Origin of the sequence: Parageobacillus sp. VR-IP (assembly GCF_013357975.1) — a bacterium.
GTDB classification, from domain to species: Bacteria; Bacillota; Bacilli; order Bacillales; family Anoxybacillaceae; genus Saccharococcus; species Saccharococcus caldoxylosilyticus.
Genome location: NZ_JABVYQ010000004.1, coordinates 19,100 through 35,633 on the forward strand (window position 1 = coordinate 19,100; position 16,534 = coordinate 35,633).

Genomic DNA, 16,534 nt, shown 5'->3' on the forward strand with positions numbered 1-16,534 from the left:
AGGAAAACGTTTATAAGGTGTCAACCCCTTTCGAATAGATAAATTATTTCCTATTATATATAATGGAAGATAGGAAATAGGTAATAAACTTAATGAAGAAAGCGGGATTACAGTGGCAATTTTATACCAGCATAAAATTCGCGAACGATTGCATCTCATCGAGAAAAGAACAAAGCGGCCGTTTATTAGTTGGACGGAGGAATTGAACGATGTAGATCCGGTTTATTTTTTTTCATTAGGACCAATATGCTCTTTCCGTGAGCGCTTTTTTTGGGGGGACCGCACCAATGAGACCGTTTATGTTGGACTTGGTTGCACGTATGTGATCGAAACGGAAGAAAAAGAAGAGCGGTTTCATACGGTAGAAACACAGTGGAAGCAATGGGTAGAACAGACAGATCATTATTCTAACGGAATAAAGATGGGGCCCATCCTATTTGGAGGCTTTTCGTTTGATCCTTACAAACCGCACACGGAAAAATGGCGCGCTTTTCCGCATGCGAAAATGCTGGTGCCAGCTGTTCTTTTAGCGAGCAAAGGTGGAAAAGCGACATTAACCGTGACAGTGCGTTCCGGACAGAGTGGGGAAATCATGGAAAAAATAGAAACGTTGTTTCGGCTGTTACATGAAGGGCGGGCGCCGATCCATTCTTTGCCTTCCGTGAGGAAATATGAAGAAAAACAAACGGAACAGTGGTTCGATGCGGTGAAACAAACGATCGCCAACATTCATAGCGGGAAGTTTGATAAAGTGGTGCTGGCGAGGGAGGCGCGCTTATCGTTTGCGGATCGGGTGGAGGCAAGCGTGGTGCTCCGGCAACTACGCGAACAGCAGCCGTTTAGCTATCTGTTTGCGTTTGAACAAGAAGGGCAATGCTTTATTGGCGCTTCTCCGGAGCAGCTGGTAAAAAAGGAAGGCGATGCATGTTACTCTACTTGTTTAGCGGGATCGATCCGTCGCGGAAAAACCGTTCAGGAAGACGAACAGCTTGGCGAGTGGCTGCTGCATGATGAAAAAAATCTTCACGAACATCACTTTGTTGTCCAAATGATCAAAGAGGCGATGGAAGCGGTTTGCGAACGCGTCTACATGCCGCCTTCTCCACAGCTGTTAAAATTGCCAAACATTCAACACTTATATACGCCGGTTATTGGAGAGCATTGCCGCGCTTCCTCTATTTTATCGATGGTGGCGAAGATGCACCCAACCCCTGCGTTAGGTGGAACACCGCGAGAAGCAGCAGTCAAAGAAATCCGCGAGGTGGAGCCGTTAGACAGAGGATGGTATGCCGGTCCAATCGGATGGATGGATACGGAAGGGAACGGGGAATTCGCCGTCGCCATCCGTTCGGGTCTGTTGCAAGGACAAGAGGTATCGATTTTTGCCGGCTGCGGTATCGTCGGTGATTCCGATCCAATCAGCGAGTATGAGGAGACGAAAGTGAAATTTATTCCAATGTTATCGGCGCTAGGAGTGGGACAAGATGAATGAGTCACTAACCTTATATATTGCTGCGTTTGTGGATGAATTAGCAAAAACGGGAGTACGAGACGTTGTTGTCAGTCCAGGATCACGCTCGACCCCACTGGCGATCATGATGGTGGAGCATCCGGAAATGCGCATACATATGAACTTAGATGAACGTTCTGCTGCCTTTTTTGCCCTTGGTATGGCAAAAGCAAAACGGCATCCGGTCGCCCTTCTTTGTACGTCAGGAACGGCGGCTGCCAATTATTTTCCGGCGCTAGTGGAAGCGTATTACTCACGGATCCCGCTTGTCGTCGTTACGGCGGACCGTCCGCACGAATTGCGCGATGTTGGCGCGCCGCAGGCCATTGATCAATTAAACATATATGGAAAGTATGCCAAATGGTTTGTCGAAATGGCTCTTCCGGAAAGAACACCAGAGATGCTTCGCTATGCACGGACGATGGCAGCAAGAGCAGCGAGCATAGCAATGAGTGCTCCGGCGGGGCCGGTTCATCTAAACTTTCCGCTTCGTGAACCGCTTATGCCGGTGATTCAGAAAGAAACATGGCAACAGATCGAAGCGAAAGAACCGTCTTATACAAAGGTTATTGCCGGAAAAGCAACCGTTGATAGAAAACAGCTTGGTGAATTATATCACCAACTCGTTTCCGTCAAAAACGGATTAATCGTCTGCGGGCCAATGGACTATCCGGAATTTACCGAGGCGGTTACCGAGTTAGCGGAAATGTTGGACTATCCGATTTTAGCGGATCCGCTTTCCCAGTTGCGCAGTGGATCTCATTCCAAAGAGTATATTATTGATTGCTATGATGCGATATTAAAAGATGAAATGATTGCTGCTTCATTGGTGCCGGATGTCGTGATCCGTTTTGGCGCCATGCCGGTTTCCAAACCGTTATTTCTGCTACTGAAACGATATCCATCCATCCGGCAAATTGTAGTAGATGGCGGCGGAGGATGGCGGGAACCGACATTGATGGCATCATATATGGTACACTGCGATGAAGTAGAATTTTGCCGCCAACTCATTGAAATGGCGGGACGAAAATTGAGAAAAAGCGAATGGTCCGCAACTTGGAAAGCGATCAACGATATTGCGAAATCCGTTCTCCTAGAGGAACAAGCGGAAAGCGAATTATTTGAAGGAAAAGTGTTTACTGAACTTTCACAACTGCTGCCAAGCGGCGCTACTTTATTTGTCGGCAACAGCATGCCGATCCGCGATGCCGATACCTTTTTCTTTACGACAGACAAGCAAATTCGCATTTTGGCGAACCGCGGCGCCAACGGGATTGATGGTGTCGTGTCGAGCGCGCTGGGGGCCAGCGCCGTTGCCGAACCGCTCGTGCTCGTCATCGGTGATCTTTCCTTTTATCATGACTTAAACGGGCTGTTGGCGGCAAAAATGCATGGATTACATGCGACAATTATCGTTCTCAATAATAATGGCGGCGGAATTTTCTCGTTCCTGCCGCAAGCAAACCATAAAAAACATTTCGAAATGCTGTTTGGCACGCCGACCGATTTGCAATTTATGCACGCTGTTCGCATGTACGAAGGGAATTACCAAAACAGCAAAACATGGGACGAATTTCGTCATCATGTTGCCCGTTCGCTCACCACAGATGGCCTTCATGTGATTGAGGTATGTACATCCAGGGAGGCGAATGTAAAAACTCATCGTCTTTTGTGGGAAAGGGTTTCCCAGGAAATAGCAGAATTTCTCGGAAAAAGGAGAATGGCATGAACATTTTGGTGAACGGTGTTTCCTATCATGTCGAACAATATGGGAGTGGCGAGCCGCTTTTGCTCTTGCATGGATTTACTGGGAGCATGGAAACGTGGAAACCGTTTCTTCCATATTGGCGGGAATTTCGGTTGATTCTGGTCGATATCATCGGCCATGGTCTTACTGATTCGCCGCATGACCCGGCGCGGTATGAAATCGAGCGAGCGGCTGCTGATCTGAATGAACTATTGCGCCATCTTCATGTAGAGGACGTCCATGTGTTAGGGTATTCGATGGGAGGAAGGCTTGCCTTAACGTTTGCAATCCTTTATCCTCATCGTGTTCGCAAGTTGGTGCTTGAGAGCAGTTCCCCAGGTTTAAAGACAGAGCAAGAAAGATGGAAGCGGCGAGAGAACGATGAGGTGTTGGCGCGGGAAATTGAACAATGTGGAATTGCTGCTTTTGTCGATAAGTGGGAAAAGCTGCCGCTGTTTGCGTCGCAAAAGCAGCTGCCGTCTAGCGTTCAGGAGGAAATACGTAAGGAACGGTTAAAAAATAATAAAATCGGGCTGGCCAATAGCCTGCGCGGAATGGGGACAGGGAAACAGCCTTCATGGTGGAATCGGTTGTCAGAAGTGAACACGCCGACGTTACTGATATGCGGAGAGTGGGATGAAAAGTTTTGTCGAATTGCTGAAGAAATGAAAGAGCATTTGCCAGATTGCAAAATGGTCACAGTTTCCCAAGCGGGGCATGCAATTCATGTGGAACAACGAGAGATTTTTGCTAAAATAGTAAGTGAGTTCATTAGAGGAGGAGAGTAAAATGGCTATTGAATGGGTGAAGGAACGCGAGTACGAGGATATTATATATGAAACGTATAACGGCATTGCCAAAATCACCATTAATCGCCCGGAAGTACATAACGCGTTCCGTCCAAAAACGGTTGCTGAAATGATCGACGCCTTTTCATATGCACGTGATGACTCCAAAATCGGTGTCATTATTTTAACGGGAGCAGGCGGAAAAGCGTTTTGTTCTGGAGGGGACCAAAAGGTTCGCGGTCACGGCGGCTATGTCGGCGAGGATCAAATTCCACGCTTAAATGTGTTGGATTTGCAACGGTTGATTCGCGTGATCCCAAAACCAGTCATCGCGATGGTGGCGGGATATGCAATCGGCGGCGGTCATGTATTGCATGTCGTATGTGATTTAACGATTGCGGCAGACAACGCAATTTTTGGACAAACTGGTCCAAAAGTAGGAAGCTTTGACGGCGGATATGGTGCTGGCTATTTAGCGCGGATTGTCGGCCATAAAAAAGCTCGTGAAATTTGGTATTTATGCCGTCAATATACGGCGCAGGAAGCGCTGGAAATGGGGCTCGTCAATAAAGTAGTACCGCTCGAGCAATTAGAAGAAGAGACCGTCAAGTGGGCGCAGGAAATTTTAGAAAAAAGCCCGACGGCGATCCGCTTCTTAAAAGCAGCGTTTAACGCTGATTCCGATGGGTTAGCCGGCATTCAGCAGCTGGCCGGTGACGCAACATTATTGTTCTATACGACCGATGAAGCGAAAGAAGGACGAGATGCGTTTAAAGAAAAACGCAAACCAAACTTTCAACAATTTCCGCGTTTTCCGTGAGAAAAGCGGAAACATATCATTGCTAATGCAGCTTGATGTACTCCATCAAGCTGTTTCTTTATGGAAAAAAGGAGAGTGTCATCATGCAAACAGTCATACCAAACTGGTTGATGCAACGCGCTTTTTTAACGCCACAACGCCCTGCTGTCGATGATGGATGTCAGAAAAAGACGTTTGGCGAACTTCACGAGTCTGTAGTAAAACGGGCGCGGCAATTAGCAGGCATAGGGGTGCGCCAAGGAGATATCATTGCGGTGCTGATGAGAAACAGCATCGCGATGGTGGAAACGATTCATGCGCTTCATTATATCGGAGCCATCGCGCTATTGCAAAATATACGTTTAACATCCCATGAGCTTGTGTGGCAATTAAACGATAGTGGTGCCGTATGCGTGATTGCCGATGAGAAGCTGGCAGATCTTGTTAAGTCAGACATTCGCGTGGTGACAATAAAGGAATTGGCGGCATTGCCGGAGACAGACGTGGAGTTTCAATCGCATTATCATTTCGATGATGTCGCCACCATTATGTATACGTCAGGAACGACGGGAAAGCCAAAAGGGGTATTGCAAACGTACGGCAATCATTGGTGGAGCGCCATCGGCTCGGCCTTAAATTTAGGGTTGCATGAAAATGATTGCTGGCTAGCCGCTGTTCCGCTGTTTCATATCAGTGGTTTGTCGATTATGATGAGAAGCGTCATATACGGGATGGGCATGTATGTGATGCCTTCCTTTGATGCGCAAAAAGCAAATGATTTAATCATGGATGGGAAAGTAACGATCATGTCCGTCGTCACAGCGATGCTGCAAAAAATGCTTGCCGATCTTGGTGAAAGACGGTATCCAGAAACGTTTCGCTGCATGCTGCTTGGTGGTGGGCCTGCCCCAAAGCCGCTGCTAGAGGCATGCAAAGAAAAGGGGATTCCTGTTTATCAGACATATGGCATGACGGAAACAGCATCACAAATTGTCACATTGGCGCCGGAATATAGTTTAGCGAAGCTCGGTTCCGCAGGAAAACCTCTTTTTCCTGCGCAGCTTCGTATTGAAAAAGATGGGCAACCGGCCCGTCCGTATGAATCAGGGGAAATTGTCGTAAAAGGACCAAATGTGACGAAAGGATATTTGCATCGGGAAGAGGCGACAAAAGAAGCGATTCGGGACGGCTGGTTTTACACCGGAGATATCGGGTATGTTGATGAAGACGGGTTTCTATACGTATTAGACCGCCGTTCTGATTTGATTATTTCCGGTGGAGAGAATGTGTATCCGGCGGAAGTCGAAGCGGTGCTTCTTTCCCATGAGGCGGTGGAAGAAGCAGGAGTAACCGGAATCGACGATGAAACATGGGGACAAGTGCCATGTGCGTTTGTCAAACAAAAAAGCGGCTATTCTGTCACTGCTGAACAGCTAAAACAGTTTTGCCAGGAACGTTTAGCCAAGTATAAAGTTCCAAAGCAAATTTATTTTGTCGACCAGCTTCCACGCAACGCGTCGCAAAAATTGTTGCGCCGTCAGTTAAAATCGCTTATACCTAACGATGACAACTGGGCTTGATTAGGACAAGCCCAGTTGTTAAAATCTGTCTTCGTCCATTAAACCTAATTCGATTGCTCGGTGGGCAATCAATTTTTCCACTTCCGGCGGCAGATCTTCCAAGGATCCGAATTCATATTGCCATAAATTTGTAAATGAGTCGACGCAGATCGGAAATGTCATTGGATTTGTCCGTTTTACTTCTTCTTTGAATGCTTTAATTAAGCTGTCTCTTTTTGCCATAATACGTCGCCTCTCTTTTTAAATAAACTATGTAAGCGCTGTCTTTTGACGTTAAAAAGCCAAAAAGACAGCGCATCCAATCAAAATAGTTATGCGTTGTTCGCAGGGACAAATGTTTTGCAATCCGTTTCCGTCGAATCGGCCGCCATTTTCCCCGCATGGCTTACGACATAAATCGATTCCGCACTGCACCGGTTTCCTTCGGCCCAATAATGGCAGTTTCTTACTTCACAAAGAACATCTTTTGCCATCTCTATTCCTCCTCGTTAGTAAGAAAATAAACTACGTTTTTAGTTTGGGTGTTTGTAAAAAATTTATGAAGGAAATAATCAACAGTTTTATTGAAAATATTTGCATTTATACAAAAAAAGAATTGTTCTGCCTCATTCAGAAAGGCAGGACAACTCCTTATCGCAATGCTTTTTTTAGTACAGAAATATTTTCCTTCATTAAGTCAAAATAATCTTTATTTCCTTTTATGTCCTCATCTGTGCGGGACTCTAAATTATTGAAACGCAATGCATCCGCACCGATTTCCTTTTTGACGATTTCTGCTATTTTGGATGTGACGTTTTGCTCAAAAATGACATATTTGATGTGATGTTGTTTGGCTGTTTTAATCAATTCAGCTAGTTCTTTTTGGGATGGTTCGTTTGTCGGTGAAAGCCCGGAAACGCTCAATTGTTTAATGCCATAGCGGTCTTCCCAATATCCGTAAGCTGCGTGTGCTACAAGAATTTCTTTTTTTGGCGATTCTTTTATGACCGTTTGGAATTGCTGATCAAGATTTTCCAGTTTGGATTTCAATATTTCAAAGTTTTTCATAAATGTTTCTTTCTTTTCTGGTTTTAGTTCAATGAGCAAATCACGGATATTTTCCGCTATAGTGATGGAACGAATCGGATCAAGCCAGACGTGTGGGTCTTTATCGCCGTGGTGCTCATCTTCGTGCTCTTCATGAGTAGAATCTAGCAAGTCGATCCCTTTAGTAGCAGCGAGAAAATGAACCTGTTCATTCTTTAATGTTTCTTTTACTTTATCGGCGAAGCTTTCCATCCCTTGTCCAATATAAATAAACGCGTCGGCATCAGCCAATTGCTTCATCGTTTTAGTTGTGGGTTCGAAGGTATGTGCTTCGACACCTGGAGGATAAATACTTTGTACATGTACATATTTTCCGCCAATTTTTTCTGTAAAGTCTTGAAGCGGATAAACGGTCGTATAAATCATTAAAACGTCTTTTTTGCCTTGCTGCTCCTTTGTTTCTTTGCTGCAGCCATATAAAATGCCAGATATAACGAGCAGTAGCGATAAAAGTAGTGATTTTATTTTCATAACAATTCCCTTCCTCATTAGAATGATGCAGGCGGCGCAATAAGGCCATTTGCTATTATATCGTAATCATTACGATTTGAGAACTAAAATAATAAATTTATTGGGCAACAGCAAATTCAGGAAGAGGATCCAAAAATGTTGCCCAATCTTGTTTCATTTCTTCATCTGTCAGCAAACACTCATTTAAGGACGTTTCAATTTCCTGGCGATTCATGTCAATGCCGATAAAGACGAGTTCCGTCATGCGATCTCCATATGTTTCATCCCACTTAGCGTGCAACTCAGGGTCCTCTTTCAGAATTTGTTGACGTTCAGTTTCCGGATAAACAGCGACCCATTCACCAGCTCCTTGAATCATAATGGATGTTCCTGCCTGTGATAAAAGACCGCGCATGTCATTTCTTGAAGCAAGCCAGAAAAAGCCTTTTGCGCGAACGCGAACAACTTTAACCGGCTAATTCTCAAGCCAATTCATGAAACAGACGTCTTCTGCGATAAACAAACGAAGAGATGCCATACTCTTCTGTTTCTAGAGTATGTTCTTCATTCAATTCTTTAATCCATCCTGCAGCTTGACTAGCTTTTTCAAAGTCGAATAAATGGGTATTTAAAATTTTGTCCAGTGGCACTTGACCGAATGTCGTTTGTATAATTTTCGCTCCCGGGTTTAACTTTTTTAACACACCTTCAAGTTCTTTCTCACCTTCAGGACTAATAAGGTCAACTTTATTTAGTATAATAACGTTGGCAAATTCGATTTGATCAATCAGCAAGTCCGCCACTTCACGTGTATCCGTTTCATCAACAGCTTGTTTGCGGTCAAGCAAGCTTTCACCTGATACAAAATCAGCCCAAAAGCGATTCTCGCCGAGAACTGTAACCATTGTATCCAAGCGACATTTTTTTGTCAGGTCCAATTCCTAGCCCTTCGTCAATGTACGTAAATGTTTGCGCTACTGGATTCGATGACAATATAATTAATGTTTCCAGCGTCTACTAGTTTTTCCGCCTCTTTGATTAAATCTTCACGTAATGTACAACAGATGCGGCCGTTTTGAATTTGCACCCGCTTTTCTTCGGTGCGAGAAAAACCGCCTTGTCGAATCAGTTCAGCATCAATATTTATTTTGCTCATATCATTCACAATAACTGCGATTTTCTTTCCTTCTCTATTTTGCAAGATATGATTGAGCAGCGTCGTTTTCCCTGAACCAAGATAACCGCTTAATACAGTAACAGGTATTCTTTTCGTTGTTATTTTCTCCTCTCCGATAAATAATCGTAATCATTACGATTTTTTATGGTTAATCATACAAGAAAATGGGCCAAACAGAAACAGTGATGCTGATCTTATAGGTGATAATATTTTCGTTTTATAACATATATTCGTTTTATAACATATATATAATAAAATAAGGGGCGTTCATGAACGGCCCAAACTCTGTTATGTGCATTCAAAATAATTCTATTTTGACGGAATTAAACGAAAAACAGATCAGGCATAATAGCGTTATGAGATGTTTTTTCCCGTTCTCGTAGACGGTGAAAGGGATAGCTATGAAAGGCAAAGATTTTATTGTTATGCCATATCATCCATTACCGCTCACGATTTCTTGCTATTTTGCTGTTTTTCCGGAACAGGATCAAATCCGCCCGGGTGGAATGGATGGCACTTTAAAATTCGTTTGATCGTCAGCCAGCCGCCTTTAATGGCGCCAAACCGTTTCACCGCCTCTAGGCCGTATTGCGAGCAGGTCGGATAAAATCGGCATGTCGGCGGTTTTAGCGGAGAAATAAAAATTTGATAAAAACGGATGAACAAAATCAGTAATTTTTTTGCCATTTGCCACACACCTAACGAATAAATGATTCTATTCATAATGTATCATAAATATGAAACAAATACCGTATTATCCTGCGACAATCTATACAAAAAGGATGAAAAAAATCGGATTTCGGTGTATGATGAAAAGAGAAAACAGAGTAGGAGTGATATACATGCCTTCGGTGGAAAGTTTTGAGTTGGACCACTGTGCGGTAAAAGCGCCATATGTGAGACATTGCGGTGTCCATAAAGTTGGAAGCGATGGTGTCGTCAATAAATTCGATATTCGCTTTTGCCAGCCAAATAAGCAAGCGATGCAGCCAGCTGCGATTCATACTCTTGAGCATTTGCTCGCTTACACGATGCGTAAACATGCAGAAAAGTACGATCATTTTGATATCATCGATATTTCGCCGATGGGCTGCCAAACAGGATTTTATCTTGTTGTGAGCGGATCACCGACAGTGGATGAAATCATTGATTTGCTTGAGGAAACGATGAAAGATGCGCTAAACGCAACGGAAGTCCCAGCGGCGACAGAGCGGCAATGCGGGCAAGCGAAGCTGCACGACCTGGAAGGGGCAAAGCGGCTCATGCGCTTCTGGTTGGAGCAAGATAAGGAAGAGTTAAAGAAAGTATTTGGATAATTGGTAAGGCTATCATCAACATGATGATAGCCTTACTTATTTTGCGAATGATCCTCTTCAGGTGGCGGGTCGATCGTATGCTTGTATTCGTTTGCTTTTGATGTCGTAATCACTGCCAAAGCAAGAATGAGTGCGACAATGATCAATAAAACCGCTAAAGTGAGATACATCACGGATTCACCATTTTTCTTTTCATTGTAACATATTGCCATCGCATTGGTGTGATGACGCTTTGCACGATGAATAAACAAATGGTGCAAATTTGTAAATTATTGGTAATAAATATACATTAGGCAATTAGGAAATAATATAGTTCGATTATGAATATATCTCGAGGTTATCCAAATTGGGTACATCCATATTAGAGGAGGAATGGGATATGTCAAAACAATTAACGGATATTGTAAATAAGCAAATTGCCAACTGGAGCGTTCTTTACATTAAATTGCATAATTATCATTGGTATGTGAAGGGTTCGCAATTTTTTACACTCCATGAAAAATTTGAACAGCTATATGATGAAGCGGCACATCATATTGATGATCTCGCCGAACACCTTCTTGCTCTTGGCGAAGCGCCGGTGGCGACGATGAAGGAATACCTGGAACAAGCTTCTGTCAAAGAGGCGACTGGGCAAGAATCGGCGGAACAAATGGTGGCGACTATTGTGAGTGATTTTGAAACAATGATCGGCGAATTAAAAGAAGGAATGCAGGTTGCTGATGAAGTAGGTGACAAGGCGACAGAAGATATGCTGCTTGGCATTTATAAAAGTTTGGAAAAACATGTATGGATGCTAAAATCATTTCTTGGACGTTAAAAAATGGATACTAACCGATCACTCCTTGGTGGATGAAGGAGTGGTTTTTTAGAGAGTTGTCTATACTCCTTCCCTCTTTTCTGCATACGATAGTAGTGCTCACTTGTTTAAGGGGGGAGGAGCGTGCACAAATATACGTCAATGCTGGGATTTTCGCTGGCAGGCTCCGTTGTTTCGTTTTTCATCGGAGGAGTGGATTCATTAGTTGTTATTTTGCTTTGTTTTGTCGCTGTCGATTATGTCACAGGAATGATTGCAAGTGCGATGGAGGGGAAGCTATCCAGTCAAGTCGGTTTCCGTGGCATTGTCCGCAAGCTGCTTATTTTTGTTTTAGTTGCTGTTTCGCATTTATTAGATACCGCTATTGGCTGGGGCAGCCATTTTATTCGCGATATCATCATTTTTTTCTATATTGCGAATGAATTTATTTCTATTGTAGAAAATGCCGGGCGTGCGGGTGTTCCGATTCCTACGGTTTTGCGAAAGGCGATTGAATTGTTCAAAGATGAAGTAAAATGATTTTTTGAGCATAATTTTTTTTGCCTTCACCCACACTAAAACAATAAAGGAAATATCATAAGGAGATGACAACTGTGGCGGAGCAGCAAAAAAAGACGTATTATGTATCCCTTGCAACGGGAGAAATCTCGCGAGTAAAAACCGCTTCTCCATGGGATTTTCAAATTGAAGCGACAGATGATGAAATTATTCAATTGCGGGAGTATTTTGACCAAAACTATTCTACAGACTGGCAAGCGTTTTTCCGCGCCCACGTTCCGTATGTGCAATACCATTATGACCGTGAGAATGATGCCTACGACAGAACCTTAATGAAAATCTATCAGCTGATTTACAAGCTTGGAAATGAAGAAGCAAAAGCACATATCCGTTCGCTTGGCATCATTCCAGAAGAGGAGCTCGATTCATAAAAAAGTCGCCATTCATATTGGCGGCTTTTTTGATGAATATTTTGTCGTATAATGAAAAGAGAGATAAACAGGAACGAGGTTGTTGGAAATCATGTATACATTTTTCGACTATTATGGCAATCGAGTGAGGCTGTCGTTTACGGATCATCCGTTTTCTGCGCATCCGGGCCACGTATGGATTATTTGCCGCTACCATGGACAATGGCTTTTAACGGATCATCCGAGACGCGGATTAGAATTTCCAGGCGGGAAAGTAGAAAAGGGAGAAACACCGGAGCAAGCGGCGATTCGGGAAGTGAAGGAAGAAACAGGAGGGCTGATTCGTTCGCTCACTTATATCGGCCAATATAAAGTCGAACCGGATATGGTAAAAAACATCTATTTTGCGGAAATCGCCGCGATGGTGAAGCAGCCGTCCTATTTAGAAACAAACGGTCCGGTACTGCTTCCGACACTGCCGGAAAACATCCGTACAGATAAACGGTTTAGTTTTATAATGAAAGATGAGGTGCTTCCGCGGGCATTAGAAGAAATAAAGAGACGTTCTTTATCTTGCCACGAACGTCTCTAGCGATGTTTTATCAATTTCTTTTCGATGAAGGTGACGATCTGATACATCACAGTCGACAACAGGGCAATAACAAGCAGACTCATTAACACCAATGTAAAATTAAACACTTGGAATCCGTAAATAATCAAATAGCCGAGCCCTTGTTTAGAAACGAGAAATTCGCCGGTAATGACGCCGACCCAGGACAAGCCGACATTGACTTTTAACGTCGAAATAATCGTCGGGAACGAGGATGGCAGCACCGCTTCCTTGAAGCATTGGAAGCGGGTGGCGCCGAATGTTTGCAATACTTTCAAATAGTTCGCATCCACTTCCTGGAAGGAAGAGTAAACAACAATCGTGGTGATGATGACAGAAATAATCACACCCATCGCAATGATAGAAGTGAATCCCGGACCGAGTGCGACGATGAGAATAGGACCAAGCGCCACTTTTGGCATGGCGTTAAAGACGACTAAATATGGATCGAGCGTTTTCGATAGGCGCGGGAACCACCAGAGCACCGCTCCTAACAATGCTCCGGCTACCGTGCCGATAATAAATCCCAATATGGTTTCAAACAGTGTAACGAACGTATGGGTTAAAAGCGAGTGATCGCTGAGCTTTTCTACAAATAGGCTCCAAATCGCTGATGGGGAGCTAAACAATAGCGGATCGACCCAATGAAAGCGGCTGGCTGCCTCCCATAAGATGAAAAAGGCGATAAAGATTATGATCTGAAACAGGCGAATGACCCGTTTTTCTTTTTTCAGTAAAGCGATGTATTGCTGATGGAGAGACTGGATACGTTCACTGGTTTGTTTCAAGTTCATCCAGCTCCTTCCAAATGGATTGGAATAGCGCGGAAAAGGCAGGGTGCTGACGGGCGGCAAATGGCGATAAGCGCCGCAATTCATCGGGAACCATAAACGTATGCATAATGCGTCCTGGCTTTGCCGAGAACAGAAAAATACGGTCGCTCATCGCAATCGCTTCCCCGATGTCATGAGTGACAAGCACCGCTGTCTTTCCGTATTCTTTTAATGTTTTCCATACTAACTCTTCCAGTTTTAATTTCGTTTGCTGGTCAAGGGCGGAAAATGGCTCATCTAACAGGAGCATTTTTGGGTCTGTCGCCAACGTGCGCACAAGTGCGGCCCGTTGGCGCATGCCGCCGGACAGTTGGTTAGGATAATGCGATTCGACGCCTTTTAGGCCGATGTAGGCAAGCAAGTCAAGGGCTCGTCTTTTTGTTTCTTCCGTTAATCTCCCCATGATTTTTAAACCGAGCAAAATATTCTCTTCGATGGTTTTCCAAGGAAACAAATAATCTTGCTGCAGCATATACCCTGCCGTTGGATGGAAGCGGCCTAATTTTTTCCCTTCAATAAATACCGCTCCCTCCGTCGGTTCAATTAAAGCGGCGATAATGGAAAGCAACGTCGTTTTGCCGCAGCCGCTGGGGCCGAGAAAGGAGACAAATTCTCCTTTCTCTACGGTCAGAGAGATATTTTCAAGGGCCGCCACGGCAGTTTTTTCGGTAAAATAAGTGTGGGAAACGCGGTCGACGACTAAAAAGCTCATCCTTTCACCCGCTTTCGTTATTTAGCCATCGCTTTTTCGGCAAATGAATTATCGACAAGTGTTTTATGATCGATATGTTTCGGCAGTTCGCCTGCTTCGTCCATAATATTTTGTAAATTATTCCATTCTTTTCTATCTAAAATCGGATTCGTAGCATAGGTGCCTTGACTTTTATAGCGGTCAACAACTTTTTCAATGATGGAAAGATCCGTATCTTTAAAGTAAGGCTGAATCACTTTTGCTACTTCCGCCGCGCTGTGCGACTCTACCCATTGCTGCGCTTTATAGATAGCGCGTGTAAATTTTTCAACCGCATCTTTATTTTTATGGATAAAGCTTTGTTTTGCCATATAAGTGGTATATGGCACATGGCCGGATTCCGTGCCAAATGAGGCGACAATATATCCTTTTCCTTCCCGTTCAAAAATGCTTGCCGTTGGTTCAAAAAGCTGGACGAAATCGCCCGTGCCGCTGGCAAAAGCGTTGGCGATATTAGCAAAATCAACATTTTGAATAAGGTTTAAATCTTTATGTGGATCAATGCCGTGTTTTTTCAGCACAAATTCGCCGACCATTTGCGGCATGCCGCCCTTGCGCTGGCCGAGAAAGGTGCTTCCTTTCAGCTGATCCCAACTGAAGTTGTCAATTTTATGGCGGGAAACGAGGAATGTCCCGTCTGTCTGTGTGAGTTGTGCGAAGTTAATGACTGGATCGTTTGTGCCTTGGCTGTAGACATAAATCGATGTTTCCGATCCGACAAGGGCAATATCGGCTCCGCCGGAAAGAAGGGTAGTCATCGTTTTATCGCCGCCCCACGTGGTGGTGAGTTCTATGTCTAATCCTTCTTCTTTAAAAAATCCTTTTGCCAGAGCGACATATTGTGGGGCATAGAATATGGAGCGAGTCACTTCCGCAAGCCGTATCTTTTTTACTTCCTCCTCTTTTTGTTGTCCGCAAGCGGCCAGAGGAATAATAAGGAGAAAGAGAAAAAGCGACATTATGGCCACTTTTTTCATGCAGGCAGCCTCCTTAACAAGTAACTTACTTCCACCTTATCGTATGCAAACAAAAAAAATGTGTGAATGCCTAATGGAAAGGAGGAAATGGTGATGGATGGATATATTGTCCAGCAATATCGCTTTCCTTCCCCTAATCCGCATATTGATGTATTTCTTGTCACCTATTTATGCCAAGGATTAAAAATAAAAGGCTTTTTGGCCATACCGAAAGCGTCTGAAGTGTATGACGGTTTTTTATATTTGCGCGGCGGCATTAAAAATGTCGGGAAAGTACGTCTGGCGCGCATTACCCAGTTTGCCGCGTACGGATTTGTCGTGATGGCGCCGTTTTACCGCGGCAACCAAGGTGGGGAAGGAAATGAAGATTTTGCCGGGGAAGACCGCTATGATGCGCTTGCCGCGTTTCGGCTGCTGCAGCAGCATCCAAACGTGAATGAAAAGCGGATTCATGTCTTTGGTTTTTCCCGCGGGGGAGCGATGGCGCTGCATACGGCGATTTTAGAGCCGCGGGTTTGTTCTGTTGCCGTATGGGGCGGAGTATCCGATGTAGCGCTTACCTATTGGGAGCGGGAAGATTTGCGGAGAATGATGAAGCGGGTCATCGGCGGCACACCTACAAAATATCCAGAGCGATACCGCTGGCGGACGCCATTATACGAAATGGAGAAAATTCATGCTCCTGTCTTAATCATTCATGGGGAAAAAGACCGCAATGTTTCGATTGAGCATGCGTATCGTCTGGAGAAAAGACTGAAAGAATTAAATAAGCAAGTGACAACATGGTATTTTCCACATTTTACGCATTATTTTCCACCAAAAGAAAATCGCGAGACCGTCCGGAGGTTGACAGAATGGATGAAAAGTCAGCCGAATGTATGATATGATAAAAAGAAAAGGGGTGTGTTGCAATGGGCATGCCGCTGGAGCTGCAAACGCTGATTGTCACAAAAGGAAATGAAAGGCGTGTAAAAGATAATTTGTTTATTTTAGAAAAAGAAGGATATCGCCTTTATCCTCTTGATATTCCGCTAGAGGTTAGAAGAACGCTGCAAAGCGAAGCGAGCGGTCAAGCGGTGGTGAAAAAACTGGAACTTGCTGATAATCGGACGATTGTCACGTATGAGCTTGTCGCCTTGCATTCAACGAATTAAAAAAGGAGGGAATTGCTCCCTCCTTTTC

At 44.2% G+C, this 16,534-nt stretch carries 20 protein-coding genes and 1 pseudogene; 12 read left to right on the plus strand and 9 right to left on the minus strand.

What is annotated here, in order from left to right; translation table 11 throughout:
* The first annotated feature begins 112 nt into the window (after window positions 1–112).
* From HT574_RS10730 to HT574_RS10750, 5 genes are all read left to right on the plus strand, one after another.
* Window positions 113–1,492: an isochorismate synthase gene (locus HT574_RS10730; protein ID WP_175244603.1), complete on the plus strand. Its 1,380-nt coding sequence runs from the start codon at window positions 113–115 to the stop codon at window positions 1,490–1,492.
* Window positions 1,485–3,239, plus strand: a complete 1,755-nt coding sequence (gene menD / locus HT574_RS10735; protein ID WP_175244604.1) for a 2-succinyl-5-enolpyruvyl-6-hydroxy-3-cyclohexene-1-carboxylic-acid synthase — start codon at window positions 1,485–1,487, stop codon at window positions 3,237–3,239. The genes HT574_RS10730 and menD overlap by 8 nt, the downstream gene beginning before the upstream one ends.
* Complete coding sequence (menH, locus tag HT574_RS10740) at window positions 3,236–4,045, plus strand: 2-succinyl-6-hydroxy-2,4-cyclohexadiene-1-carboxylate synthase (RefSeq protein WP_175244605.1); 810 nt, start codon at window positions 3,236–3,238, stop codon at window positions 4,043–4,045. The genes menD and menH overlap by 4 nt, the downstream gene beginning before the upstream one ends.
* A 1-nt stretch (window position 4,046) precedes the next feature.
* The gene (menB, locus tag HT574_RS10745; RefSeq protein WP_017434871.1) at window positions 4,047–4,865 is read left to right on the plus strand and encodes a 1,4-dihydroxy-2-naphthoyl-CoA synthase; all 819 of its coding nucleotides are present in this window, start codon (window positions 4,047–4,049) and stop codon (window positions 4,863–4,865) included.
* An 83-nt stretch (window positions 4,866–4,948) separates the two neighbouring features.
* The gene (locus tag HT574_RS10750; protein ID WP_175244606.1) at window positions 4,949–6,424 is read left to right on the plus strand and encodes an o-succinylbenzoate--CoA ligase; all 1,476 of its coding nucleotides are present in this window, start codon (window positions 4,949–4,951) and stop codon (window positions 6,422–6,424) included.
* Between the two features lie 18 nt (window positions 6,425–6,442).
* Here HT574_RS10750 and HT574_RS10755 read toward each other — a convergent pair whose 3' ends face one another.
* The 5 genes and pseudogenes from HT574_RS10755 to yidD form a co-directional block, all read right to left on the minus strand.
* Window positions 6,443–6,646 carry a hypothetical protein gene (locus tag HT574_RS10755; protein ID WP_042407771.1) on the minus strand — a complete coding sequence of 68 codons (204 nt, stop codon included), beginning with the start codon at window positions 6,644–6,646 and terminating at the stop codon, window positions 6,443–6,445.
* An 89-nt stretch (window positions 6,647–6,735) separates the two neighbouring features.
* Entirely contained in the window at window positions 6,736–6,897 is a 162-nt protein-coding gene (locus HT574_RS10760) for a DUF1540 domain-containing protein (RefSeq protein ID WP_070104515.1), read from the minus strand.
* Between the two features lie 157 nt (window positions 6,898–7,054).
* Window positions 7,055–7,981 carry a metal ABC transporter substrate-binding protein gene (locus tag HT574_RS10765; RefSeq protein ID WP_175244607.1) on the minus strand — a complete coding sequence of 309 codons (927 nt, stop codon included), beginning with the start codon at window positions 7,979–7,981 and terminating at the stop codon, window positions 7,055–7,057.
* Window positions 7,982–8,078: 97 nt separating this feature from the next.
* Window positions 8,079–9,239: pseudogene (locus tag HT574_RS10770) on the minus strand (CobW family GTP-binding protein).
* A 345-nt stretch (window positions 9,240–9,584) separates the two neighbouring features.
* Window positions 9,585–9,824 (minus strand): membrane protein insertion efficiency factor YidD, encoded by a 240-nt coding sequence (gene yidD, locus HT574_RS10775; RefSeq protein ID WP_017434877.1) that lies wholly within the window; start codon window positions 9,822–9,824, stop codon window positions 9,585–9,587.
* 155 nt (window positions 9,825–9,979) lie between these two features.
* On the opposite strand from yidD, the gene HT574_RS10780 reads away from it, so the two are divergent.
* The gene (locus tag HT574_RS10780; RefSeq protein WP_017434878.1) at window positions 9,980–10,453 is read left to right on the plus strand and encodes an S-ribosylhomocysteine lyase; all 474 of its coding nucleotides are present in this window, start codon (window positions 9,980–9,982) and stop codon (window positions 10,451–10,453) included.
* Between the two features lie 32 nt (window positions 10,454–10,485).
* Here HT574_RS10780 and ytzI read toward each other — a convergent pair whose 3' ends face one another.
* Window positions 10,486–10,623, minus strand: a complete 138-nt coding sequence (ytzI, locus tag HT574_RS10785) for a YtzI protein (RefSeq protein WP_175244608.1) — start codon at window positions 10,621–10,623, stop codon at window positions 10,486–10,488.
* Between the two features lie 209 nt (window positions 10,624–10,832).
* Between ytzI and HT574_RS10790 the strand changes: the two genes are divergently transcribed.
* The 4 genes from HT574_RS10790 (at window position 10,833) to ytkD (ending at window position 12,773) form a co-directional block, all read left to right on the plus strand.
* Window positions 10,833–11,273, plus strand: a complete 441-nt coding sequence (locus HT574_RS10790) for a Dps family protein (RefSeq protein WP_175244609.1) — start codon at window positions 10,833–10,835, stop codon at window positions 11,271–11,273.
* Between the two features lie 141 nt (window positions 11,274–11,414).
* On the plus strand, window positions 11,415–11,792 hold the full coding sequence (locus HT574_RS10795) for a phage holin family protein (RefSeq protein ID WP_217499512.1): 378 nt from the start codon (window positions 11,415–11,417) through the stop codon (window positions 11,790–11,792).
* Window positions 11,793–11,866: 74 nt separating this feature from the next.
* Entirely contained in the window at window positions 11,867–12,202 is a 336-nt protein-coding gene (locus tag HT574_RS10800; RefSeq protein WP_175244611.1) for a hydrolase, read from the plus strand.
* A 91-nt stretch (window positions 12,203–12,293) separates the two neighbouring features.
* The gene (gene ytkD / locus HT574_RS10805) at window positions 12,294–12,773 is read left to right on the plus strand and encodes an RNA deprotection pyrophosphohydrolase (RefSeq protein ID WP_175244612.1); all 480 of its coding nucleotides are present in this window, start codon (window positions 12,294–12,296) and stop codon (window positions 12,771–12,773) included.
* Here the strand turns inward: ytkD and HT574_RS10810 are convergent.
* From HT574_RS10810 to HT574_RS10820, 3 genes are read right to left on the minus strand one after another with little or no spacing between them, the layout of a single operon-like run.
* Window positions 12,770–13,585 carry an ABC transporter permease gene (locus HT574_RS10810; RefSeq protein ID WP_375154102.1) on the minus strand — a complete coding sequence of 272 codons (816 nt, stop codon included), beginning with the start codon at window positions 13,583–13,585 and terminating at the stop codon, window positions 12,770–12,772. The genes ytkD and HT574_RS10810 overlap by 4 nt on opposite strands.
* Entirely contained in the window at window positions 13,563–14,336 is a 774-nt protein-coding gene (locus HT574_RS10815) for an ABC transporter ATP-binding protein (protein WP_175244614.1), read from the minus strand. Before HT574_RS10815 ends, HT574_RS10810 begins: the two co-directional genes overlap by 23 nt.
* Window positions 14,337–14,353: 17 nt before the next feature.
* Complete coding sequence (locus HT574_RS10820) at window positions 14,354–15,352, minus strand: ABC transporter substrate-binding protein (protein WP_175244615.1); 999 nt, start codon at window positions 15,350–15,352, stop codon at window positions 14,354–14,356.
* Window positions 15,353–15,445: 93 nt separating this feature from the next.
* On the opposite strand from HT574_RS10820, the gene HT574_RS10825 reads away from it, so the two are divergent.
* Both HT574_RS10825 and HT574_RS10830 read left to right on the plus strand, forming a co-directional pair.
* Window positions 15,446–16,234, plus strand: coding sequence for an alpha/beta hydrolase family protein (locus HT574_RS10825; protein WP_175244616.1), 789 nt, complete (start codon window positions 15,446–15,448; stop codon window positions 16,232–16,234).
* 29 nt (window positions 16,235–16,263) lie between these two features.
* Window positions 16,264–16,506, plus strand: coding sequence for a DUF2584 domain-containing protein (locus tag HT574_RS10830; RefSeq protein ID WP_175244617.1), 243 nt, complete (start codon window positions 16,264–16,266; stop codon window positions 16,504–16,506).
* Window positions 16,507–16,534 lie beyond the last annotated feature (28 nt).

Coding starts and splice junctions, on each gene's coding strand:
- menD (WP_175244604.1), top strand. CDS start 1,485: ATGAATGAGTCACTAACCTTATATATTGCTGCGTTTGTGGATGAATTA.
- menH (WP_175244605.1), top strand. CDS start 3,236: ATGAACATTTTGGTGAACGGTGTTTCCTATCATGTCGAACAATATGGG.
- menB (WP_017434871.1), top strand. CDS start 4,047: ATGGCTATTGAATGGGTGAAGGAACGCGAGTACGAGGATATTATATAT.
- HT574_RS10750 (WP_175244606.1), top strand. CDS start 4,949: ATGCAAACAGTCATACCAAACTGGTTGATGCAACGCGCTTTTTTAACG.
- HT574_RS10755 (WP_042407771.1), bottom strand. CDS start 6,646: ATGGCAAAAAGAGACAGCTTAATTAAAGCATTCAAAGAAGAAGTAAAA.
- HT574_RS10760 (WP_070104515.1), bottom strand. CDS start 6,897: ATGGCAAAAGATGTTCTTTGTGAAGTAAGAAACTGCCATTATTGGGCC.
- HT574_RS10765 (WP_175244607.1), bottom strand. CDS start 7,981: ATGAAAATAAAATCACTACTTTTATCGCTACTGCTCGTTATATCTGGC.
- yidD (WP_017434877.1), bottom strand. CDS start 9,824: ATGGCAAAAAAATTACTGATTTTGTTCATCCGTTTTTATCAAATTTTT.
- HT574_RS10780 (WP_017434878.1), top strand. CDS start 9,980: ATGCCTTCGGTGGAAAGTTTTGAGTTGGACCACTGTGCGGTAAAAGCG.
- ytzI (WP_175244608.1), bottom strand. CDS start 10,623: ATGTATCTCACTTTAGCGGTTTTATTGATCATTGTCGCACTCATTCTT.
- HT574_RS10790 (WP_175244609.1), top strand. CDS start 10,833: ATGTCAAAACAATTAACGGATATTGTAAATAAGCAAATTGCCAACTGG.
- HT574_RS10795 (WP_217499512.1), top strand. CDS start 11,415: ATGCTGGGATTTTCGCTGGCAGGCTCCGTTGTTTCGTTTTTCATCGGA.
- ytkD (WP_175244612.1), top strand. CDS start 12,294: ATGTATACATTTTTCGACTATTATGGCAATCGAGTGAGGCTGTCGTTT.
- HT574_RS10810 (WP_375154102.1), bottom strand. CDS start 13,585: ATGAACTTGAAACAAACCAGTGAACGTATCCAGTCTCTCCATCAGCAA.
- HT574_RS10815 (WP_175244614.1), bottom strand. CDS start 14,336: ATGAGCTTTTTAGTCGTCGACCGCGTTTCCCACACTTATTTTACCGAA.
- HT574_RS10820 (WP_175244615.1), bottom strand. CDS start 15,352: ATGAAAAAAGTGGCCATAATGTCGCTTTTTCTCTTTCTCCTTATTATT.
- HT574_RS10825 (WP_175244616.1), top strand. CDS start 15,446: ATGGATGGATATATTGTCCAGCAATATCGCTTTCCTTCCCCTAATCCG.
- HT574_RS10830 (WP_175244617.1), top strand. CDS start 16,264: ATGGGCATGCCGCTGGAGCTGCAAACGCTGATTGTCACAAAAGGAAAT.